Genomic DNA, 22,453 nt, shown 5'->3' on the forward strand with positions numbered 1-22,453 from the left:
CATGAGCGTATGGAGACTACCCGGATGAGTGAGCGTGACGTGATGGAATACGACGTGGTGGCGGTGGGCGCGGGCCCGGCCGGCCTGTCGTTCGCGATCCGGCTCAAGCAGCTCAAACCGGAGCTGTCGGTCTGCGTCATCGAAAAATCCTCGACCATCGGTGCCCACATCCTGTCCGGCGCGGTCATCGAGCCCGGCCCGCTCGACGACCTGCTGCCCGGCTGGCGCGACAACCCGCCGCCGGTCTGCGTGCCGGCCACGGACGACGAGTTCTGGTACCTCACCAAGACCGGCGGCAGCAAGTTCCCGGTCATCCCGCCGGGCATGTCCAACCACGGCAACTTCATCGTCTCGCTGGGGGCCATGTGCGCCTGGCTGGCGCCGCAGGCCGAGGCCCTGGGCGTCGAGATCTACCCGGGCTTCGCCGCGGCCGAACCCCTGTTCGACGAGGCCGGCGCCGTGTGCGGCGTGCGCATCGGCGACATGGGCGTGGCCAAGGACGGCTCGCACAAGGCCGGCTACACCCAGGGCATCGACATCAGGGCGAAAGTGACCGTGCTGGCCGAGGGTGCGCGCGGCCACCTGACCAAGCAGCTCATCCGCAAGTTCGGCCTGGACGCGGAATCGGACCCACAGAACTACTCGATCGGCATCAAGGAACTCTGGCAGCTGCCCGCGGGCCGTGCGCAGCCGGGCAAGATCTTCCACAGCTTCGGCTGGCCGGCGGACAGCAAGACCTACGGCGGCAGCTTCATCTACCACCTGGACAAGGACCGCGTGGCCATCGGCTACGTTTCGGGCCTCGACTACCGCGACCCCGACTACAAGCCCTACGAAGCCTTCCAGCAGTTCAAGCACCATCCGATGGTCAAGCCGCTGCTCGAGGGCGGTGAAATCCTCAGCGCCGGCGCCCGCGCCATCGTCACCGGCGGCTGGCAGTCCCTGCCCAAGGTCGAGATGCCCGGCGCCCTGCTCATCGGCGACACCGCGGGCCTGCTCAACGTACCCAAGGTCAAGGGCACCCACCAGGCGATCCGCAGCGGCATGCTGGCGGCCGAACACCTGGCTGGCCAGGAGGCCCCGGCGCCGGCTGGCTTCGACGCCAGGCTGCGCGCGTCGCCGGTCATGGCCGAGCTGCGCAAGGTCCGCAACATCAAGCCCGGCTTCAAGAAGGGCCTGTGGTTCGGCCTGCTCAATTCGGCCTGGGAAACCGCCACCGCCGGCCTGTCGCCCTGGACCTGGCGCTGCCGCCCGGACTGGAGTTCGCTGCAGAAACTCGACGAGGCCGAAAAGCCCCTGCGTGACTACGTCGATCGGACCCTCGCCCCGCGCGACCGCCTGGCCGGCGTCTATTTCGCCGCCACCGAACACGACGAAGACCAGCCGGTGCACCTGCAGATCACCGACCCCGACGTCTGCATCAGCCGCTGCGCCGAGGAATACGGCAACCCCTGCCAGCGTTTCTGCCCGGCCGGGGTGTATGAAATCGTCGAGGACGACAAGGGCAAGCGCCTGCAGATCAACGCGGCCAACTGCGTGCACTGCAAGACCTGCGACATCAAGGACCCGTACCAGATCATCAACTGGGTGACGCCGGAAGGCGGCGCCGGGCCGAACTACCAGAACCTGTGAAGCTCGCCCTCGCCACCGCCATCGCCGCCTGCGACCTGGACGGCGACCTGGAGCCGCTGCACGCGGCCTGCCTGGCCGCGGGCATCGACGCGCAGGTGCTGGCCTGGGACGACCCGACCGTCAGCTGGGCGCGCTTCGACGCCGTGCTGCTGCGTTCGACCTGGGACTACATGGACCGGCTGCCGGAATTCCTGGCCTGGTGCGATCGTGTGCATTCGCTGTCGCGCCTGTGGAACCCGCCCGAAGTCGTGCGCTGGAACACCGACAAACGTTACCTGGGCGACCTGGCCGCGCGCGGCCTGCCGGTGATTCAAAGCCACTTCCTGGCGCCAGGCGACGACCCGGCCTCCCTGCCCGACCTCGAGGAGTTCGTGGTCAAGCCCACCGTCGGCGCCGGTTCGCGCGATGCCCAGCGTTACCAGCGCAGCGAACGCGAGGCCGCCATCGCCCATGTCCGCCGCCTGCTCGATGCCGGCCGGCACGTGCTGGTGCAGCCCTACCTGCATGCCGTGGACGAACACGGCGAAACCGCCCTGCTGTTCTTCGAAGGCCAGTTCAGCCACGCCATCCGCAAGGCGCCGCTGCTGCGCCGAGGCGAGGGCCCGACGCGGGCGCTGTTCAAGGAAGAACACATCCAGGCGCGCGATCCCTCCGATGCCGAACACGCGCTGGCCGCCGCCGTGCTGGCCAGCCTGCCTTTCGAAACGCTGGTGTACGCCCGCGTCGACCTGCTGCCCTCGCCCACCGGCCCGCAGTTGCTGGAGCTCGAGCTCACCGAGCCCTCGGTGTTCCTGCCCTACGGCGAAGGCAGCGCCGCGCGTTTCGCCCAGGCGCTGGCACGCCGGCTGGGCGGGGCCTGATGGCCGGTACGCCGCCCCCGCCCGCCAACATCGCGGTGGTGGTGCCGTGTTACCGGGTCACCCGCCATGTGCTGCCCCTGCTGGCCGCGATCGGCCCGGAGGTCGGGCGCATCTACTGCGTGGACGACGCCTGCCCGGACGGCAGCGGCGACCACATCGAAGCCGGCAACCGGGACCCGCGCGTGGTGGTCCTGCGCCACGACCACAACCAGGGCGTCGGGGCCGCCACCCTGACCGGATACCGCCGGGCGATCGCCGATGGCGCCCGCGTGATCGTCAAGATCGACGGCGACGGCCAGATGGACCCGGCCCTGCTGCTGGCCTTCGTTGCCCCGATCCTTGCCGGCGAAGCCGACTACAGCAAGGGCAACCGCTTCTGGGACCTCGACCGCGTGCGCGAGATGCCGCTGGCGCGCCGCATCGGCAACCTCGGCCTGAGCTTCCTGGCCAAGGCCAGCACCGGTTACTGGGACATCTTCGACCCCACCAACGGCTACACCGCCATCCACGCCGACCTGGCGGCGCGGCTGCCCATGGACAGGATCGGCCAACGCTATTTCTTCGAATCCGACCTGCTGTTCCACCTGAACCTGCAGCGGGCCCGCGTGGTGGACGTGCCCATGGCCGCGCGCTACGGCGACCAGACCAGCCACCTCAGCCCGGCGCGGGCGCTGTTCGAATTCCCGCTGCGCCACCTGGGCAATGCCCTGCGCCGGATCTTCTACAACTACTTCTTCCGCGACATGTCGGTGGGTTCGATCGAGCTGCTGGCGGCGATCGGCCTGCTGGGCTTCGGCGCCGTCTTCGGCGGCCTTCACTGGTGGAACTCGGCCCAGGAAGGCGTCGCCACGCCGGTGGGCACGATCATGATCAGCACGGTGGCGGTGATCAGCGGCCTGCAGTTCCTGCTGGCCTTCGTCAGCTACGACGTGGCGTCGGTACCGCGGCGGGCGGTGCACCGGGCCCTGGCGTCGAGGGCGCGCCGGGCCTAGGTCCCGCCTTCCCTGCGAGTCAGGGGCGCTCGCCGACGCCGGGAGGCGAGATCGCCTGCAGCCATTTCTTGCGCAGCGGCCCGTCATCGATGATCCGGCCGATGACTTCCGATCCGGACATGCTCAGGTGCCCCGCGTCGTAGTAGACGGGGCGATCCCGGAGATAGGGATCGCAGCGGCCCTGGCGGCAGATCACGCCATGCAGTCCGAGAAACTCGACGCCGTCGCGGGCCGCAGCCATTCGGGCGAGTCGCTTGTTGACGCCGGTTTCGCCCCGGTCGGGGATGCTGTTGCGGGTCCGGCAGTCCAGGCCCCCGATTCGCGCGGCACGCACGTCGCACTGCCGGCCGTAGTTGGCGATCCTGGGAATCTGCCCCAGCAGGACAACGCGGATGCCGGCATCCGCCAGCTCATCGATGGTGCGCTCGAAATCCGCCTCGAAACCGGGCAGGCGGAAGTGGTTGTCCCAGGCGGACGCCATCACGACCGTGCGGTACTGGCCGCCACGCAGCGCCTCTTCCACCAGCGGGCGGAACTGGTTGCAGCCCTCCCGGAACCGACCCAATCCGTAGTCGCCGCCGAAGACCGGTGGGCAGGACGAATGGGTGGCGTTTCGGAACAGGAAGCCGTTGCGGTAGGCGACCACGTAAAGGGCGCCGACGTAGTGCGCGGCGTTCGAGTCGCCCCATAGCAGCACCTGCGGCTGCTCGCCACGACGGCGAAGGTCCTCGGCCCCGAGCACGCACCGCGCCTGGTCGAGAACCTCCGGGTCGTGCCGAGAAAGCTGGCAGACCCCGGGATCGCCACCGGCAGGCGCGGTGTATTCCTCCAGCTTCGCCATGGCCTCGCTGAACCGGGTCGTGTCCTCGATGGTGGACTTGAGGCCCTGGGTTGAAATGATCCAGATCGCCACGCCGGCCAGCAGCGCGCTGGGCACGCCGTAAAGACCGATCGCCTGCTTCATCGGGGCTGCCCGCCACCGTCGCGCCGGCTGCTCCACGAAGCGATAGCTCAGTACCGAGAGCACGGCCATGGCGGCGACCGCCACGATCGCCTGCGCGGAAGTGATTTCACCGAGGAAATAACGGGCGTAAGCCAGGATCGGCCAGTGCCACAGGTAAAGCGAATACGACACCAGCCCGATGGCGACCACGGGCCGCGAGGTGAACAAGAGACGCACCAGGCGCGAACCGCCCTGGCCGGCAAGCATCAGCAGCGCCGCACCAAGGCAGGGGTAAACCGCGTTGATGCCCGGGAACCTGGACTCGTCATTCAAGGCGAACAGGGCATAGGCGACCAGGGCGAGACCCGCCACGGCCATGGTTTCGGGCTTCCAACCGCCGGCGACGGGGCGTCGGTCCCGCCACGACAGCGCCAGCAGCGCGCCCACCATGAGCTCGCCGGCCCGGGCCGGGAGCATGTAGTAGGCGAACTTGGGCGAATTGATCGCCCACCATTCCGCCGCGGCGAATGACACCACGCAAACCAGCGCGGCCGCCGCCAGCACCATCGCCTGCCGGCGCGGAGCGCGCAGAAGCACCAGCAGCAGCGCGGGCCAGAGGAAGTAGAACTGCTCCTCGACGCCAAGCGACCAGGTGTGCAGCAGGGGTTCCTGGCTGGAGCTCTCGGCGAAATAACCCGTGTCCAGGTGCAACCAGTAGAAGACGTTCGCCGCCGAGAACACGCCCCACAGGGCGGACCTGGAAAGCCGGTCAAGGTCCTGGGGCAGCAGCAACAGAGAGCCAGCCAGCACGGTCACGGCGGCCATCACCAGGAAAGCGGGCGCGATCCGTCGGATCCGGCGCAGGTAGAACTGGCCGAGCGAGAACCGACCCGCCAGCATCTCCCCCCAGATGTTGCGAGTGATCAGGTAGCCCGAGATCACGAAAAAGATGTCCACCCCGACGTAGCCGCCCGGAAGCCAGGCGGCGTCGATGTGGTAGGCGACCACGCTCAGGACCGCGAGCGCCCGCAGTCCGTCGATATCGGGCCGATAGCCCTCGCCGACACTGCTGGTGCTCACTGCCCCCTCCCCTGGCCTGGTCGCATTGCGTCGCGTGTCAGGCCGACGGCTCCGGCCAGATCATGTACACCGTGCCGCGGGCATCCGGGTTTCGCAGCTTGCGTCCACCGATGGGCGCCACCATGGCCGTGACCCGGCCAAACCCCTTCTTGCCGAACACCAGGCGCACGCGGCCATCGTCGAAGCGGCGCTCGCCGCTGGCCCGGAAGCCGGCGCTGATCATGCTCTCGCGCAGCGCCTGGGCGGTGGCGTCGACATCACCCGACAGGAACTCCACGGTCATGCGGCGCTCGGTGCGGCCGCTGTCGGTCACCGCGACCTGCTGCCCGCGGAAATGGTGCGGGAAGCCCAGCACCACGCCTTCGGGAAGGGCCTGCGGGATCTTGCGTCCGCGCGGGCCCGCGGGCTGCTGCGGTGCGGCTTCGCGCGCCTGCGGTTCGGGCGTCTGGGTCGCGGGCGCTTCCTGTTCGCCGCAGGCGGAAAGGGCCGCGACGGCCAGGAGGGAAACAAGCAGCTTTTTCATGGGGTGGCTCCGGGGGAGGATTCTGGGGAGTCGGGAGTATTGCAGGGCCTGCTGAGCCGGGGCTGAGCGTCCCGGCCCGAGTTCAGGCGCGCTGGCGCAACAGCGTCTCGACGATGCGGGTGGCCATTTCGCCGGGGTCCGCCTCCGTGGTCCGCAGGTGGATCTCAGGGGACTCGGGGGTTTCGTAGGGCGAATCGATGCCGGTGAAATTCTTGATCTTGCCCGCGCGCGCCTTCGCGTAAAGGCCCTTCACGTCGCGCTTCTCCGCAACGTCGAGGGGCGTGTCCACGAACACCTCGAGGAACTCACCGTCGGCGAACATCTCGCGCGCCATCCGCCGTTCGGCCCGGAACGGCGAGATGAAGCTCACCAGCACGATCAGTCCGGCATCGGTCATCAGGCGGGCGACTTCGGCAACGCGGCGGATGTTCTCGACGCGGTCCTCGTCGGTGAAGCCCAGGTCCTTGTTCAGGCCGTGGCGCACGTTGTCGCCGTCGAGCAAATACGTGTGGTAACCCTGGGCCAGAAGTTGTTTTTCGACCAGGTTGGCGACCGTTGACTTGCCCGCGCCCGACAGGCCGGTGAACCACAGGCAACGCGGCACCTGGCCCTTGACCGCGGCACGCGCGGTCTTGTCGACCTCCAGCGGCTGCCAATGGATGTTGGCGGCCCGGCGCAGGGCGAAATCCAGGGTTCCCGCGGCCACCGTCGCATTGTTCTGTCGGTCCACCAGGATGAAGCCGCCCAGCGCGCGGTTGTCGCGATAGGCCTCGAACGGAATGGCCTGGTCCAGGCCCAGGTTGCAGTAGGCGACCTCGTTGAGCTCCAGCGACTTCGCCGCCAGCTGCGCCTGGGTGTTCACGTCCACCTTGTGCTTGATTTCGGTGACCTGGGCGCTGACGGTGCGCGACCCGATCTTCAGCCAGTAGGGGCGGCCCGGCAGCAGCGGGGCGTCGCCCATCCACAGCAGGTGGGCGGCGAACTGGTCGGCCACCTGAGGGGCCTGGTCGGCCGAAGCGATGACGTCGCCGCGGCTGACGTCCACTTCGTCGGCCAGGGCCAGGGTGATCGCCTGCCCGGCGCCGGCCACCGGCAGGTCGCCGTCGGCGGTGACGATGCGGGCCACGCTCGAGCGGCGGCCCGACGGCAGCACCACGACGGCGTCACCCGGGCGCACTTCGCCCGCGGCGATATTGCCGGCGAAACCGCGGAAATCCTGGTTCGGCCGGCACACCCACTGCACCGGCAGCCGGAAACCGACCTCGCTGCCGTCGCGGCGCGCGTCCACGGTTTCCAGGTGTTCAAGCAGGCTGGGGCCGGTGTACCAGGGCATCGCCGCCGACGCGCCGGTCATGTTGTCGCCCTTCAGCGCCGACAGCGGGATCGCCTGCACGTGCGGGATGTCGAGCTGCTTGGCCAGGTCGGCATAGCCTTCGACGATCTCGTCGAATACCGACTGGTCGTAGTCCACGAGATCCATCTTGTTCACCGCCAGCAGCACGTGGCGGATGCCCAGCAGCGAAACGATGTAGCTGTGCCGGCGGGTCTGCGTGAGCAGGCCCTTGCGCGCGTCCACCAGCACCACCGCCAGGTCGGCCGTGGAGGCGCCGGTAGCCATGTTGCGGGTGTACTGCTCGTGGCCCGGGCAGTCGGCGACGATGAACTTGCGTCGTTCGGTGTCGAAGAAGCGGTAGGCCACGTCGATGGTGATGCCCTGCTCGCGTTCGGCCGACAGGCCGTCCACCAGCAGTGCGAAATCGATGCCGTCGCCCTGGGTGCCGTGGCGGCGGCTGTCGGCTTCCAGCGCCGCGACCTGGTCGTCGAACAGGCGCTTGGTATCGTGCAGCAGGCGCCCGATGAGCGTGGACTTGCCATCGTCGACGCTGCCGCAGGTAATGAAGCGCAGCAGGCCCTTGGTTTCGTGCTGGTGCAGGTAGGCGGCGACCGCCGCGGCGTGGTCGGAGCCGGCCATCAGAAATAACCCTCTTGTTTCTTCTTTTCCATCGACGCCGAGGGGTCGTGGTCGATCATGCGGCCCTGGCGTTCGGAGGTGGTCGAGACCAGCATCTCGGCGATGATCGCCTCGAGCGTATCGGCCTCGGATTCGATGGCGCCGGTCAGCGGGTAACAGCCCAGGGTGCGGAAGCGCACCTTGCGCATCATCGGCGTTTCGCCTTCCCGCAGCGGCAAACGATCGTCGTCCACCATGATCAGGGCGCCGTCGCGTTCGACCACCGGGCGTTCGGCGGCGAAATACAGCGAAGGCACCGGGATGTTCTCGCGGAAGATGTAGAGCCAGACGTCGAGCTCGGTCCAGTTCGAGATCGGAAACACGCGCACGCTCTCGCCCTTGTGGATGCGGGCGTTGTACAGGTCCCACAGCTCGGGGCGCTGGCTCTTGGGGTCCCAGCGGTGTTGGGCGCTGCGGAAGGAGAAAACGCGTTCCTTGGCGCGGGACTTTTCCTCGTCGCGACGGGCGCCGCCGATGGCCGCATCGAACGCCCACTGGTCCAGCGCCTGCTTGAGCGCCTGGGTCTTCATCACGTCGGTATGCACGGTGGCGCCGTGGGTGACCGGGCCGACGCCCTGTGCCTTGCCTTCGGGATTGGTGTGCGTGTGCAGCTGCACGCCGGTTTCGGCGGCGCGACGGTCGCGGAAGGCGATCATTTCGCGGAACTTCCATCCGGTATCCACGTGCAGCAGCGGGATCGGCGGGCGCGCCGGCGCGAAGGCCTTCACCAGCAGGTGCAGCAACACCGAGCTGTCCTTGCCCACCGAATACATCATCACCGGGTTTCGGAACTCGGCCGCCACCTCGCGCAGGATGTGTATGGACTCGGCCTCTAGGCGGTCGAGGTGGGACAGTCGGTCGGCAGGAATCATGTTTGGGGGCATTTTCTGGCGTAAGGGGGAAGTATAGACAGTCGCAAGCAGGGTCTAGAACGGGAAAAACTTCGGTATCAGCCACAGGGACACGAGCCCGACCACGGCCGAAAGCGGCGCACCCAGGCGCACGTAGTCACCAAAATGGTAGCCGCCGGGGCCATACACCATCAGGTTCGTCTGATAGCCGATTGGCGTCATGAAACCCGCCGAGGCGCCTATCATCAGGGCGATCACAAAGGGCATCGGACTCACGCCCAACTGCTGGGCGACGCCCATGGCGATCGGAAAGACCAGGATCGCCGCGGCATTATTGGTCAGCAGTTCGGTGAACACCACCGCCATCACGTACACCAGCACCAGGCTGGTGAAGGGATCGGCCGAGGCCAGGCCACCCAGGCCCGAAGCCACGGCGGCGGCCACGCCGGTGCGGTCCACCGCGGCGCCCAGAGCGAACGAGCAGGCGATCACCACCAGCAGGCGCAGGTCCAGGCTGCGCCAAAGCTCCTTGAGGTCCACGCAGCGCGCCAGCACCACGGCCAGTGCGGCACCGACGGCCGACCACAGGATCGGCACGCCGAAAAGCACGTTCGCGAGCACCATCGCGCCCAGGATGCCCAGGGTCATCAGCGCGCGGCGACGGTCGACCGGCCGTTCGCCGTCGAGCAGGGTCACCATCAGGAAGTCCGAGGAGGTGGCGAAACGGGCCGTGAAATCCGGCTCGGTCTCGACCAGCAGGGTGTCACCGGCCTGGAGCACCACGTCGCCCGGCTTCTGGTGCAGGCGCTGGCCGTGGCGGTTGACCGCGATCACCACGGCGCCGTAGCGGTCGCGGAAGGCCGAGTCGCGCAGGGTGTGGCCCACCGCCGGCGAAAACCGCGACAACACCAGCTCGGCCAGGTGGCGCTTGCCGCTGACCGTATCGAGCTTGAACCACTGGTCGGTGGCCGGGCGAAGGCCGGGAATGCGCCGCAGTTCGCGCACGGCGTCGGTACCGCCGACGAAGATCAGGCGGTCGCCCGAACGCAGCACGGTGGTAGGTCCCACCGCCGACAGCAGGTCGCGTTCACGTGAGAGCTCGACCAGGAAGCTGCCCTTGAGGTGGCGAAGCCCGGCGGACGCCACGGTCTTGCCGGCCAGGCCGCCACCTTCGGTGACCAGCATCTCGACGGCGTATTCCCTGGCGTCCTGCGCAGCCTGGTCGAAAGCCGACCGCCGGACCGGCAGCAGCCAGCGGCTGGCCACCGCCAGGTACAGCAGGCCGGCCAGCAGCACCGGGAACGCGACCGGGAACGGGTCGAACATGCCCATGGCCGGCAGGCCGTGCGCCACCACCAGGCCGGCGACGATCAGGTTGGTGCTGGTGCCCAGCAGCGTGCACATGCCGCCCATGATGGTGGCGTAGTTCATCGGCAGCAGCAGCTTGGACGGAGCCACGCCGCTGGCCCGGCTCCAGTGTTCGACCGCCGAAGTCAGGGTGGCCACGATCGGGGTGTTGTTCACGAAGGCGCTGAGCACGCCGGCCAGGCCCGACAGCCGCAGCCGCGCCCGCCATTCACCGCGCGGGGGGCCGAGCACGCCGCGGCCGATCCAGTGGATGGCGCCGGTGCTGCGCAGGGCCGCCACCAGCACGAACAGCACCGCCACCGTCAGCACGCCCGGGTTCCAGAAGCCCGCCAGGGCCTCGGCCGGGCCCAGCACGCCCGAAAGCATGAGCGCCGCCGCGGCGCCCGCAAGCACCTTGTCCGGGCCCAGGCGGCCCCACCACAGCAGGCTCAGGGTGGCGAAAACCACGCCAACCGTCAGCCATGCCTGCCAGCCCAAGCCTTCCACCATACGGACTACCGCTCCTTTCCTGGCCCCGGGGGCCCGTGCACACCCCCGGCACCAGCGGCCAAGGTAGAATTGTCGATTCTACTTGCTGGCGTCCCCCCACGGGCGCCCACCGGAACGGAGCGCATCGTTTATGAAGATTCTGGTCGGTTACAAGCGGGTGGTGGACTACAACGTCCGCATCCAGGTCAAGCCCGACGGCTCGGGCGTGGTCACGGACGGCGTGAAGCTCTCCGCCAACCCCTTCGACGACATCGCCCTCGAAGAGGCCCTGCGCCTGCGCGACAAGGGCATCGCGACCGAAGTGGTCGTGGTCACCCTGGGTCCCGCCGACTGCCAGGCGCACCTGCGCAACGGCCTGGCCATGGGCGCCAACCGCGCCATCCACGTGGTCACCGACCAGCCGGTGCAGCCGCTCACCGCGGCCCGCGCCCTGCTCAAGCTGGTCGAGAAGGAACAGCCGCAGATCGTGCTGCTGGGCAAGCAGGCCATCGACGACGACGCCAACCAGACCGGCCAGATGCTGGCCACCCTGTGGGGCCGCCCCCAGGCCACCTTCGCCGGCAAGGTCGACGCCACCGAAAGCACCGCCGTGGTGATGCGCGAGGTCGATGCCGGCCTGGAAACCCTGGAAGTGCAGCTGCCGGCGGTGATCACCACCGACCTGCGCCTGAACGAGCCGCGGTTCATCAAACTGCCCGACATCATGAAGGCCAAGTCCAAGCCGATGGAAACCATCCCCTTCGCCGATCTCGGCGTCGAGGACGGCAACCACCTCAAGACCACCTCGTATGCCCCGCCGCCCAAGCGCAGCAAGGGCGTGATGGTGAAGGACGTCGCCGAGCTGGTCTCGGCCCTCAAGGCCAAGGGCCTGGCCTAAGGAGACCCAGACATGAGCAAGATCCTGATTGTTGCCGAACACCTCGACGGCAAGCTCAACGCCTCGACCGCGCGCTGCGTCAGCTGCGCCCAGGCCATCGATGGCGCGGAGATCCACGTGGCCGTGCTGTCGGACGCGCCCGACGCCGTCGCCGCCGAAGCGGCGAAGATCGACGGCGTCGCCAAGGTGCTCGCGGTCGCCAACGCCGCCAACGCCCACCCCATCGCCCAGGTGCTGGCCCCGCAGGTCGCGAAGCTGGCCGAGGGTTATTCGCACGTATTCGGCCCCTCCACCACCTTCGGCAAGGACCTGATGCCCTGCGTCGCGGCCCTGCTGGGCGTGGCCCAGGTGTCGGACATCATGGCGGTGGAGTCCTCGCACGTGTTCAAGCGGCCGATCTACGCCGGCAACGCCATAATCACCGTCGAGGCGCCGTCCTCGATGGCCGTGGTGGCCACCGTGCGCACCGCGTCCTGGCCGCAGGCCGGCGAAGGCGGCAGTGCCGGCGTCGAAGCCACCAGCGTCGACGCCACCCTGCCCGACCACACCCGCTTCGTCGAACTCAAGCAGGGCAAGTCCGACCGCCCTGACCTGCAGGGCGCCAACAAGGTGATTTCCGGTGGCCGCGCCATGGGTTCGCCGGACGCGTTCAAGATCATCTACTCGCTGGCCGACAAGATGGGCGCTGCCGTCGGTGCCTCGCGCGCCGCGGTGGACGCCGGCTACGTGCCCAATGAACTGCAGGTCGGCCAGACCGGCAAGATCATCGCGCCCGACCTGTACGTCGCCATTGGCATCTCGGGTGCCATCCAGCACCTGACCGGCATCAAGGACGCGGGCACGATCGTCGCGATCAACAAGGATCCGGAAGCGCCGATCTTCGAGATCGCCGACATCGGCCTGGTCGGCGACCTGTTCCAGATCGTGCCGGAGCTGGAGAAGGCGCTTTGAGCAACAAGCGCGTGATGGTGGTCTTCGGCACGCGTCCGGAGGCCATCAAGATGGCGCCGGTGGTGTCGGCCCTGAAGGCCAGGTCCGACATCGACACCCTGGTGGCAGTCACCGCCCAGCACCGGCAGATGCTTGACCAGGTCCTCGAGCTGTTCGACCTGAAGCCCGACGACGACCTCGACGTGATGGCGCCGGGCCAGGCGCTTCCGGACCTGTTCGGCCGCATCCTGACCGGCATGACCGGCGTGCTCGAAGCCCGCCGCCCCGACCTGGTGCTGGTGCACGGCGACACCTCGACCACGCTGGCCACGGCGATGGCGGCGTTCTACGCCAAGGTGCCGGTGGGGCACGTCGAGGCCGGCCTGCGCACCGGCGACCTGCAGGCGCCGTGGCCGGAAGAGGCCAATCGCCGCCTGACCGCGCCGCTTTCCTCGCTGCACTTCGCGCCGACGCCGCGTTCGCGCGACAACCTGCTGGCCGAAGGCCTGCCTGCGCAGTCCATCCACGTCACCGGCAATACCGTCATTGACGCGCTGCTGTCGGTGGTCGCGCGCTTCGAAGCCGATGCGTCGCTGGCGGGCGAGCTGGCGACCCGGTTCCCGTTCCTGGACCCCGGCAAGCGCCTGGTGCTGGTCACCGGCCACCGCCGCGAGAACTTCGGCGACGGCTTCGAGCAGATGTGCCTGGCCATCCGCGACCTGGCCGAACGCGGTGATACCCAGGTGGTTTACCCGGTGCACCTGAACCCGCGCGTGCAGGAGCCGGTGAACCGGATCCTGGGCGAGGTCGGCAACGTGCACCTGATCGAACCGCAGGACTACCTGCCCTTCGTCTTCCTGATGTCGCGCGCGCACCTGATCCTCACCGACTCGGGCGGCATCCAGGAAGAAGCCCCGTCGCTGGGCAAACCGGTGCTGGTGATGCGTGACACCACCGAACGCCCCGAGGCCGTCGAGGCCGGAACCGTGCGCCTGGTTGGCACCGACCGCGACCGCATCGTCGGCGAAGCCGCACGCCTGCTTGACGACGCCGAGGCGTATGCCGTGATGTCGCGTGCGCACAATCCGTACGGCGACGGCGAAGCCGCCCGCCGTATCGCCGACATCATCGCGGGGAGCTGACCGCCACCCCGATGCGCCCGGCGCCGGGCCGGTGCGCGGACGGGGCGCCGAAGGCCCCCCGGGCAATCACCGGTAGATCCAGGCCCTGGAAACCACGAAGCCCAGGATCGCCAGCACGGCGTCCACCAGCGGCTTCCCCAGCCAGGCGGCGTGCAGGCTGTGCTGCTGGTCCAGGGCCGTCACGGCCAGCGTGCTCAGGGCCGTCGTGGCCAGCCAGAACAGGACGAAGCGCAGCAGCCGCCGGCGCCCGAGCCGGGGCGGCTCATCGGGCCCTGCGAAGGTGAATCGGCCATTGGCCCAGAACCCCAGGCCGGCGCCCGCGACCCGGCCGGCCAGGTTGGCCGGCGGCACCGCGACGCCCAGCGCCGTCAGGGCCACGAAGCAGGCCCAGTCCAGCCCCAGCTGCAGGCCGCCGACCAGGCCGAAGCCGACGACCTGGCGGATCATCGTGGCTCAGGCCGCCGCGCGGAAGCCGACGCCGGTCTTGCTGCGCAGCTCGTCCTCGGTCACGCCCGGGGCGCTTTCCACCAGCACCAGGCCATCGGCGGTGACATCCATGACGGCCAGGTCGGTGATGATGCGGTCCACCACGCCAACGCCGGTCAATGGCAGCGTGCACTGGGGCAGGATCTTCGGCTCGCCGGTCTTGGTGCAGTGTTCCATCAGCACCACCACGCGTTTGACGCCGGCCACCAGGTCCATGGCGCCGCCCATGCCCTTGACCATCTTGCCCGGCACCATCCAGTTGGCCAGGTCGCCCTGGTCGGTGACTTCCATCGCGCCCAGGATCGCCAGGTCGATGTGGCCGCCGCGGATCATAGCGAAGCTGTCGTGGCTGCCGAAGTAGCTGGCGCCGGCGCGGGCGGTGACCGTCTGCTTGCCGGCGTTGATCAGGTCGGCATCCACTTCGTCTTCGGTCGGGAACGGGCCGATGCCCAGCAGGCCGTTCTCGGACTGCAGCCAGACGTCCATGCCCTCGGGAATGTGGTTGGCCACCAGGGTCGGCAGGCCGATGCCCAGGTTCACGTAGGCGCCGTCGCTGAGTTCGGCGGCGGCGCGCTGCGCCATTTCATCGCGGGTCCAGGCCATCAGTTCGCTCCTCGCACGGTGCGCTGTTCGATGCGCTTTTCCGGGGTGGTGTTATGCACGATGCGGTCGACGTAGATGCCAGGCAGGTGCACCTGGTCGGGGTCGATGTCGCCGATCTCGACGATTTCCTCGACCTCGGCCACGCAAACCTTGCCGGCCATGGCGCAGGCCGGGTTGAAGTTGCGCGCGGTCTTGCGGAAAACCAGGTTGCCCGACGTGTCGGCCTTCCACGCCTTGACCAGGGCCACGTCGGCGGTGAGCGCGGTTTCGAGCACGTAGTGCTTGCCGTCGAATTCGCGGGTTTCCTTGCCTTCGGCCACCACGGTGCCGTAGCCGGTGGCGGTGAAGAAGGCCGGGATGCCGGCGCCGCCAGCGCGCAGGCGTTCGGCCAGCGTGCCCTGCGGGTTGAATTCAAGCTCGAGTTCGCCGGCCAGGAACTGGCGCTCGAACTCCTTGTTCTCGCCCACGTAGGACGAAATCATCCTTTTGATCTGGCGGGTGGCCAGCAACTGGCCGAGGCCGAAGCCGTCGACGCCGGCGTTGTTGGAAATGACCGTCAGGCCCTTGACCCCCGAGTCGCGCAATGCGGCGATCAGGGCTTCGGGAATGCCGCAGAGGCCGAAGCCGCCCACGGCGAGGGTCTGGTTGTCGGCGACGAGGTCGCGCAGGGCAGAGCCGACATCCGGGTAGACCTTTCGACCGGGCGATGAAGATGAACTTTTATCAGCGTTTTTCGGGCTCATGGGGACTCCTTTGCGCAGGCGTCGAAGTTTACCCTGAGGGCCAGCCACAACGCACTGGACTTTGGGGCAAGCATGGCGGGCTCGGCCCAGGAGGCTACCGGGCATCGAGCCCGAGACGACGGGCCAGAATCGGAGCGGTGGTTCGGGAATACGTTGCGGTCAGGTGGTGGGTATCCCGCCACACCAGGATGTTCCCAACCACGTAGTCGCACCGATCCTGCAGGCAAATGGCGTCCGTCATGTCTATGACCGATGCTTCGCGCTCGGCCGCAATGGCCAGCGGGTCCATTCCCTGCATGGCCTCGGTTCGAGACACGCTACATGACCCGGCCTCCGCCAAGCACTCCAACGGGTCCCTGGTCATTTTTGGCGTGTCGCGAATGACGACAACTCTCAGGCCAGCCAAGCGCATCTCCCTCAGAAGTTCGGAATACATCTCGACTGCCAGTAGGTCGCTTTCTTCCCGCGTGGCTGCAGCGTAAAGCAGGGGCTCCCGATAGCGGGAAAGAACCACAAGCGCCGGCTTGCTCTTGACCAGGGTTTCCAGCAACTGTCGGGACCACTCCGTGCACTCGACGTACGAGCGCCCCCTCAGGTCAATATCCTTTGCGGTGATGGCGCAGCCGGACTTGGTGTAGGAGACAACTTCCATGCCGGATATTTCCCCAACACCTTGCAGTGCGGGGATCCAGTGTGCGGCATGGGAGTCTCCGGCCAGGACGATCGTACCCTCGCCGGATCCCTTCTCGACCACGCAGGACCTTGGGACTGATTCTTCGTGTCCTTGGTGGCAGCCGTTCCCATAAACGATCGGAACGTCTCGCCTCGCACTTTTCAGTTCAGGCACGTAGCTGACACCTGGACCCTTTTCCAACCCACCGAAAAGTGCTGCTGCTCCTGGATATACGGACGACTGCGGGCCGACCTGCAAAGGCATGCTGGAACGCCCTGCGAGTGCAATCAAGCTGTAGGCGACGGCAACTGACAGGGATGTACCGGACACCAACAACAAGACGGAATTGAATCGGCCACCGAACTGCGCGTTGTCGTTGACGGAGCTCTTCTCCCGAAATGGATTCTCTACCCATCGCATCGAAAGATAGCCGACAACCAGCGACGTCGATGCCACCAGGAAGGCAGCCAGCGTGCTGAGCTCGCCACCTGAAACATGCAATGCAAAGACCAGCAGCGGCCAATGCCACAGATAGAGTGAATAGGAAATATTGCCTAGCCAATTGAGCACAGGAAGGCTGATTACAGAAACGTACACGCGTGAATTCCTGCTCTCGCCTGACCACAAGCACAGTGCGGCGCCAATAGTCGGAACAACTGCCGCGTATCCGGGAAAGGAAGTGTCGGCATCATAGAAAACAGCGCTGCCGACAATCATCGAAAACCCGGCAAACCCGCAGAACTCGAGCCACCTTGAGGACGATCTGATGTGACCACCTGAACCACCAATGGCCGCCAAGGCTGCACCCAGTGCAAACTCCCACGCGCGGGCATGTGTTGCGAAATAGGCGAATTCCTGGCTTTCAGCCGTCAGTCTTACGGAAGCCAGGAAGGAGGCGAGCAGCACCAGGATTGACGCCGCCAGAATCGTTGAGCTCGGCGTTGACCTTCCCCTGGTAACTCCTGCCAGTAGAAGCAGGAGTGGCGGCCACCCGAGGTAAAACTGCTCTTCTATCGACAGGGACCAGAAGTGCCTGAGTGGTCCGGCCGCTTCGTCTACTGCAAGGTAATCAATTGACAGCCAACCGAGCCGCCAGTTGTGGAAGTAGAGCGCTGCTGCGGCGATGTCATGACCGATGTCCCGCCACCTGAATTCAGGCAGGAGCAATAGTGTTCCAAGCCCAGTAAGCATAAGGACAACTGTGGCGGCAGGAAGCAGGCGCCGGACTCTCTTCCCGAAGAAGCGCCCCAATCGAATCTTTCCGGACTGTTCGATCTCGCGCTTAAGAAGTCCTGTGATCAGATACCCGGAGATGACAAAGAAAACATCGACCCCGACGTAGCCGCCCGGGACCCAGGCCGGCCAGATGTGGAAGGCGACCACAAGCAGAACGGCCAAGCCGCGCAGGCCCTGAATATCGTCCCTGAATGAAGTTGACTCCAATCGCCCTCTCCTGGCACTGCTTCACGGGTCGCAGCGAACCGATTGCCCGTCATATTTATTTGGATAAGGCCTTAGGGACCAGCCAAGGCGACAGGACGCGGCTAGGCTGTGTAAAAGTGACCTAACCCGCTGAAACAACTATTATTGCCAACCCCCGCCGCACGGCCAAAAGGGCGCAGGTGCCTGTCCGGCGCCGCCCGAATCAGCCTGAGCAGACCAAGAAGATGAATCAACCCCCATTGTTCGACAAGCTACGCAAGCCGGATTTCGGTCGCCAGCGCACGCCCAGAGGCTTGGAGCTTTGGCTCAAGTCGGGAATTCTTGACATCTGCAGGCCGTTCGAGCCCTGGGCGCTTCCGGAGTCGCCCCAGTGGAATGAAGACCCCTATCGGGATGACACCTGGGGACTTTATTACCACTCACTGGTCTGGTTCTCGATCATTGACATGGGCGCTGAACAGGCCCCGACAGAACCCCAGCGGCAGCAATGTCTTGCACGGCTCAAGGATCTCTTCACGTCATATGTTGCCTTCCTTGCAGTCACGCCAGAAAGCGAGTTCCACAAGATGGTCTGGTTTGACCACTCGACGGCCTGGCGCGCCTCCACCCTCGCCTACTTTTATGAAAAGTACTTCCGGGGCACGCTCACTGAATCCCAGTCAGGCCAGCTTTCTGCCGTCGTGCGCATGCATGACCAGAAGCTCAGGGAGTTCATTGCATCCGGCCGCTGGCGTGCGAACAACCACGGCATCTTCCATGCCGAGGCTCTTTGGGACATGGCGCACGTCTTCACGGACGTCATCGACCCGGAGATGACGCGCGAGCTTGCGCTTGAAGCCATGCGCAACGTCTACGGGGAGATGATAGACGCAGAGGAAGGGGTCTGCCGGGAGCATTCTCTCTACTACCACCTTTTCGACGCATGGCTCCTCGCGCAGAGTGCGCGCTACATGGCGCAGTTTGATGTTGACGTCATCCCCGGCTACCGCAAGGTGCTGCAGGACATGATCGAGTTCTATCATCGTGTCGCACCCGGCATGAGGAGCCTGCCTGCAGTTGGTGACACAACCTTCGGCCGGACTTCCGAAAACCCCATGCTTGACGAAATCACGGCGCTGGTTGAGCCAACCAGCCTGTCAGTCAGCCTTGCGAACAAAGGCGGCGAAGGCGAGGCGCCGGAAGCCCTGACCTCGTTCCCGCGAACCGGTTTTCATGTTTTTCACGGCGGCGGTAACGGCAAGCCCGAGGATGCGAACGTCGCGGTTGTGCTCGACAAGCCCTATCTCGGCGCCCATGCCCATGTTGATGGCGGGAGCTTCACGATCAATCTCGCAGGCGAAGACATGGTCGTTGATTCGGGTGGGCCCTATGCATATGGCCAGAAGCTTCGCTTCAACTACTTCAAGGCGGCCGAAGCCCACAACGTCCTGCTTGTCGACCAAAAATCCAGCCAGTACCTGACGCGCACGGCCAGTCAGGTTGCTGGTGATCTCGGCCGGGGTGTACGCATCATCTGCGATGACCTTTCGGGCGCGGCCTGGCAACGTTGTTTTGTCGACCTGGGTGAAGGCACCTATCTGGTGCTTGACGAGGTCAAGGCGAAAGGCAGGCATCGCTTCGACACCCTGATCAGATTTGCCCCTTCCATCACCCTGCGAGAGGAAGCCGACGGCCGGATCGAGGCCCGCTCCCAGACCAGGACGCTGTTCGTCCACCAGGTAGGCGCGAAGGCCCTTGATCGGCATGTTGGACCCGGCGGCAACGAAGGTTTCCCCAGGTCATGGGTCACCCGTGATCTTGCCCACTTGGAACCAGCCCCCATTATCTGCACGGGGTTTCGCGCCACCGGCGGCTGGATCGCAACCTTGCTGACGGCGGATCCAGACATGACCCTGCGCGTCCATCAGCTGCACGGCGGAAAGCTTCTCCGCGCCCTGGTCTCTAATGGATCAGAGGGAGGCCGGTTTGTTGAAATTGACGTGACCCTCCCGGAACGCGCCCCCCGAATCACCACGTATCGACAGTTCGCCATCGCGGCACTGCCTGCGCAGGCCGACGCCGCATCAGCCCGGAAGCCCAAGTAATGACCGACCAGATCAACTGGAAGTCCTGGATCAATGAGTATTTTCGCGAACCCGCCACAGCCTGGGGGAATCCGGGAGAGCGCCAGGTAACCAAGCTTGAGTCCGTTCTGACGACCGCAAGGACCCGTCACAATCTGGACCGCGAGCAGTTCATACAGACTTTGATCGATGCCGTAGAAGCACGTCCCGTCGATTCGACCAAGCCGATTTATCTGGTCAACCTGGGTGGCTGCGGATCTCACTGGGTGAGCCGGATGATGGCGCAAGCCGGAAACCTGGCTGATGCCGGCGAAGTCTACCTTCCGCCGAACCTGTACCGGGACCTGCTCAAGGGTAATCCGAATGAAGGAGCCAGGATTCTGGACGCCGTTGAACTTGCCCATGGCCTGCTCTACGGGCTGTCTCCGGACGATTTCCTCGGCGCACGCATGATCAACTCAGCGCACGGCTGCGAGAAGATTGCATTCTACCGCGCCCTCCGACCTGACGCGCGCGTGATCCACCTAGTTCGGGATCCGCGTGACCGGACAATGTCGGTTAGTTTCCGCAAGGCCGAATTCCGCGCCTATGAGTCCACCGGCCTGGACGACTTCGGCTACATGCTATCCAAGGCACGACGCAGCCAGAGCTACTGGGATCGCTACTCGAACCTGGCAAAGAAGGCCGATCTCCAAATCAGTTACGAGTCGTTTCGGAGTCGTGGCCCGGACACCCTGGCTTCGACCCTTGCCGCCGTGGACATTGAGCCCCCCCGCGAGCTGGTTGACCGGGTCTCCTGGCTCAACAGCCCTGAGTACCTGCGCAGCGCGGAAGGCAAGCGGCTTGAAAAGGGCAACTTGGATCAAGGGGGTATCGCGAAGTCATGGCGGGAGCTTGAGCCCAAGTTCCAGAGAACGATGCATAGCGTCATGGCGGTCGCGATCGAAGAGCAAGGCTACCCGATATGTGACTGCTTCCCGGGCGAAACCCTTCCCGGCCTGCCAGAGGCGCTGAGCTGGCGGCAATTGGCAGCCGACCTGACTGCTGAACAGTTGGGGTCTTTCCAGGTGCAGGCGAAAGGGGATTCCGCCTGGATCACTGGTGCAAAGGCGTGGGAACTCGATAGCACGGTTGCGCGCGTGCGGTACCGTATCGGGCGGTCATTGGCGCCGCCACCGGGCACGAGTCTCATGAAGGCAGCAATTACTGACATTTGCGCTGCCGGGCGCAATCGTCTCGATGACGACACCCTGTCCAACTGGGGCAATCTTGCGAGCCTCCAGGCGCTGGACCTGGCTGGCACGAATGTCCAACGCCCCCTCCCCCAGACTCAGTTTCCGCAACTGGCCAGAGTGAACCTTTCGGCTTGCATGCCAGGTGTCAGCCACGCCGGCGAGATTCGCGACTATTGACCCCGGAACCGGACACGCAGTCAGCCATCAACCTCCATTGCCGCGGGTTCCGTACATGACTATCTGCGTGGACCCATCGGGCTGCTGAATCTCCGTGGTCCAGATGTGCCCCAGTGTTCCGCCTACATCGGTTAGGTAGATTTCACTCCAGTCTGCCGCCATCGCTGCGTCTGAGAACTCAAACGTGATCTCGCACATTGTTGACCTGCAGTCGACGCTCCACTCATCTGGAAGCCCTGGAGCTGACGCGAGCATCTGGTCGCTGGCAACCTTGACCTGAAGTTCTTTCATGGCAGTCGCTGACCACTGGGCATCAACAGTTTCATCAAGGAATCGGTTCCGGTATTCAGACAACTTTTGCTCGCGCGCCAGTTGGAGCCCAGCCTCATCCAGACCGTTTGCGCGCTCAATCTCCTCCAGATCGCCGATTCCTTGCCCGGCCTGCTGAACCGTTGAACCGCGGCTGTCGGAAAGAGAGCGAATTGCCAACTCCAACCCCTGCAATCGCTCCTCCAGCCGAGACACGCGGCCGTCGACGTCGAGGGCGTCCTTGCCCTCACTACCCGCAGCCTCGCCCTTGCGGCCGATCTGGCCGGAGAGCGCAAGACCGCTGAGCACGCCAAGCCCAAGAAGTAGCAGGCTGAAAACATACTTTAATCCATTATTCACGCCTTGCTACTCCTTGGTCCACTCGCCCTAGCAGTGCTTAGAGGCCATCACCAGCGTCGGTTTCAGACACACGGATCATGCTCAGCTCGACGCCCGGCGGCAGCACGCAAGCGAGTGCATAGTGCGTATAGGAGCCGTCAACTCGATCAACGCTGCTGAAAGTGCGCCAGGTGCTCACGAGTGGGTCGATGCTGCCAGTGGTCGGATAGCTATTCGTACCCGTGGCTCGACTGCCGGCGAAAACCGTGCAGTTCACGTTGGTCGCCGCGTTCTTGAAGTTATGGAGCCTGATCCAGATGTCGGTCGCGCCGACGTCCGCAACAAATTCGGCGGGGAGCGTGCAAGCGATCTGGATTGACGCATTGGAAGCGTTGTAGACGCCGACATTGCGGTAACGCAATCCGGTGAAGTTGGCCGGGTCGACCGCCTCGCATCTTTCCGTAGCGCCGTAGTACATGATACGGCTCGTCGCTGCGGAGGCAGGCGCGGACATCATCGAGAGCGAGAGAATAGCGACTGAAGCGGCGGTGAGGCTCGTGCGGATCATATTAGGTTCTCCAAAGTTGTTCACTGTCTTCAGTTTTCACCCGAAGGCAGTGGCAAGACCGTTGTCTCGCTAGTCCAAAGAACGCAGTTCAAAGCCTCGAAGGGTCACCAACCGCT

Annotated in this window: 19 protein-coding genes; 8 read left to right on the plus strand and 11 right to left on the minus strand. The window is 65.7% G+C overall.

The window, feature by feature from the left end; genetic code table 11:
- Positions 1-24 precede the first annotated feature (24 nt).
- The 3 genes from ACYVJH_RS08085 to ACYVJH_RS08095 are packed head-to-tail and all read left to right on the plus strand — an operon-like array spanning position 25 to position 3,484.
- Positions 25-1,632 carry an electron transfer flavoprotein-ubiquinone oxidoreductase gene (locus ACYVJH_RS08085; RefSeq protein ID WP_460454099.1) on the plus strand — a complete coding sequence of 536 codons (1,608 nt, stop codon included), beginning with the start codon at positions 25-27 and terminating at the stop codon, positions 1,630-1,632.
- Positions 1,629-2,492, plus strand: a complete 864-nt coding sequence (locus ACYVJH_RS08090; protein ID WP_460454100.1) for an ATP-grasp domain-containing protein — start codon at positions 1,629-1,631, stop codon at positions 2,490-2,492. The genes ACYVJH_RS08085 and ACYVJH_RS08090 overlap by 4 nt, the downstream gene beginning before the upstream one ends.
- Positions 2,492-3,484, plus strand: coding sequence for a glycosyltransferase (locus ACYVJH_RS08095; RefSeq protein WP_460454101.1), 993 nt, complete (start codon positions 2,492-2,494; stop codon positions 3,482-3,484). The genes ACYVJH_RS08090 and ACYVJH_RS08095 overlap by 1 nt, the downstream gene beginning before the upstream one ends.
- Before the next feature lie 19 nt (positions 3,485-3,503).
- On the opposite strand, the gene ACYVJH_RS08100 is transcribed toward ACYVJH_RS08095, so the two are convergent.
- The 5 genes from ACYVJH_RS08100 to ACYVJH_RS08120 all read right to left on the minus strand — a co-directional run bounded on the left by ACYVJH_RS08100 (position 3,504) and on the right by ACYVJH_RS08120 (position 10,749).
- On the minus strand, positions 3,504-5,507 hold the full coding sequence (locus ACYVJH_RS08100) for an acyltransferase family protein (RefSeq protein ID WP_460454102.1): 2,004 nt from the start codon (positions 5,505-5,507) through the stop codon (positions 3,504-3,506).
- 37 nt (positions 5,508-5,544) lie between these two features.
- Entirely contained in the window at positions 5,545-6,030 is a 486-nt protein-coding gene (locus ACYVJH_RS08105) for a hypothetical protein (protein ID WP_460454103.1), read from the minus strand.
- A gap of 82 nt (positions 6,031-6,112) precedes the next feature.
- Entirely contained in the window at positions 6,113-8,002 is a 1,890-nt protein-coding gene (gene cysN / locus ACYVJH_RS08110) for a sulfate adenylyltransferase subunit CysN (RefSeq protein WP_460454104.1), read from the minus strand.
- Entirely contained in the window at positions 8,002-8,913 is a 912-nt protein-coding gene (cysD, locus tag ACYVJH_RS08115; RefSeq protein ID WP_460454105.1) for a sulfate adenylyltransferase subunit CysD, read from the minus strand. Before cysD ends, cysN begins: the two co-directional genes overlap by 1 nt.
- A 54-nt stretch (positions 8,914-8,967) precedes the next feature.
- Complete coding sequence (locus ACYVJH_RS08120) at positions 8,968-10,749, minus strand: SLC13 family permease (protein WP_460454106.1); 1,782 nt, start codon at positions 10,747-10,749, stop codon at positions 8,968-8,970.
- 130 nt (positions 10,750-10,879) lie between these two features.
- Between ACYVJH_RS08120 and ACYVJH_RS08125 the strand changes: the two genes are divergently transcribed.
- Genes ACYVJH_RS08125 through wecB form a run of 3 tightly spaced genes read left to right on the plus strand, consistent with a single transcriptional unit; the run spans position 10,880 to position 13,698 of the window.
- Positions 10,880-11,626, plus strand: coding sequence for an electron transfer flavoprotein subunit beta/FixA family protein (locus ACYVJH_RS08125; protein ID WP_460454107.1), 747 nt, complete (start codon positions 10,880-10,882; stop codon positions 11,624-11,626).
- A gap of 12 nt (positions 11,627-11,638) precedes the next feature.
- Positions 11,639-12,577, plus strand: coding sequence for an electron transfer flavoprotein subunit alpha/FixB family protein (locus ACYVJH_RS08130; protein WP_460454108.1), 939 nt, complete (start codon positions 11,639-11,641; stop codon positions 12,575-12,577).
- A complete protein-coding gene (gene wecB / locus ACYVJH_RS08135) occupies positions 12,574-13,698 on the plus strand; it encodes a non-hydrolyzing UDP-N-acetylglucosamine 2-epimerase (protein WP_460454109.1) in 1,125 nt (374 codons plus the stop codon). The genes ACYVJH_RS08130 and wecB overlap by 4 nt, the downstream gene beginning before the upstream one ends.
- Before the next feature lie 66 nt (positions 13,699-13,764).
- On the opposite strand, the gene ACYVJH_RS08140 is transcribed toward wecB, so the two are convergent.
- The 4 genes from ACYVJH_RS08140 to ACYVJH_RS08155 form a co-directional block, all read right to left on the minus strand.
- A complete protein-coding gene (locus ACYVJH_RS08140; protein ID WP_460454110.1) occupies positions 13,765-14,145 on the minus strand; it encodes a GtrA family protein in 381 nt (126 codons plus the stop codon).
- Positions 14,146-14,151: 6 nt separating this feature from the next.
- Positions 14,152-14,787 carry a CoA transferase subunit B gene (locus ACYVJH_RS08145; RefSeq protein ID WP_460454111.1) on the minus strand — a complete coding sequence of 212 codons (636 nt, stop codon included), beginning with the start codon at positions 14,785-14,787 and terminating at the stop codon, positions 14,152-14,154.
- On the minus strand, positions 14,787-15,530 hold the full coding sequence (locus tag ACYVJH_RS08150; RefSeq protein ID WP_460454112.1) for a CoA transferase subunit A: 744 nt from the start codon (positions 15,528-15,530) through the stop codon (positions 14,787-14,789). The genes ACYVJH_RS08145 and ACYVJH_RS08150 overlap by 1 nt, the downstream gene beginning before the upstream one ends.
- Before the next feature lie 94 nt (positions 15,531-15,624).
- Complete coding sequence (locus tag ACYVJH_RS08155) at positions 15,625-17,646, minus strand: acyltransferase family protein (protein WP_460454113.1); 2,022 nt, start codon at positions 17,644-17,646, stop codon at positions 15,625-15,627.
- Between the two features lie 224 nt (positions 17,647-17,870).
- On the opposite strand from ACYVJH_RS08155, the gene ACYVJH_RS08160 reads away from it, so the two are divergent.
- Both ACYVJH_RS08160 and ACYVJH_RS08165 read left to right on the plus strand, forming a co-directional pair.
- Complete coding sequence (locus ACYVJH_RS08160; RefSeq protein ID WP_460454114.1) at positions 17,871-19,730, plus strand: heparinase II/III domain-containing protein; 1,860 nt, start codon at positions 17,871-17,873, stop codon at positions 19,728-19,730.
- The gene (locus ACYVJH_RS08165) at positions 19,730-21,121 is read left to right on the plus strand and encodes a sulfotransferase (protein WP_460454115.1); all 1,392 of its coding nucleotides are present in this window, start codon (positions 19,730-19,732) and stop codon (positions 21,119-21,121) included. The genes ACYVJH_RS08160 and ACYVJH_RS08165 overlap by 1 nt, the downstream gene beginning before the upstream one ends.
- 27 nt (positions 21,122-21,148) lie before the next feature.
- On the opposite strand, the gene ACYVJH_RS08170 is transcribed toward ACYVJH_RS08165, so the two are convergent.
- Positions 21,149-21,790 carry a hypothetical protein gene (locus ACYVJH_RS08170; protein WP_460454116.1) on the minus strand — a complete coding sequence of 214 codons (642 nt, stop codon included), beginning with the start codon at positions 21,788-21,790 and terminating at the stop codon, positions 21,149-21,151.
- A 37-nt stretch (positions 21,791-21,827) separates the two neighbouring features.
- The gene (locus ACYVJH_RS08175) at positions 21,828-22,337 is read right to left on the minus strand and encodes a hypothetical protein (RefSeq protein ID WP_460454117.1); all 510 of its coding nucleotides are present in this window, start codon (positions 22,335-22,337) and stop codon (positions 21,828-21,830) included.
- Positions 22,338-22,453 lie beyond the last annotated feature (116 nt).

It is taken from the genome of Arenimonas aestuarii (assembly GCF_054781715.1).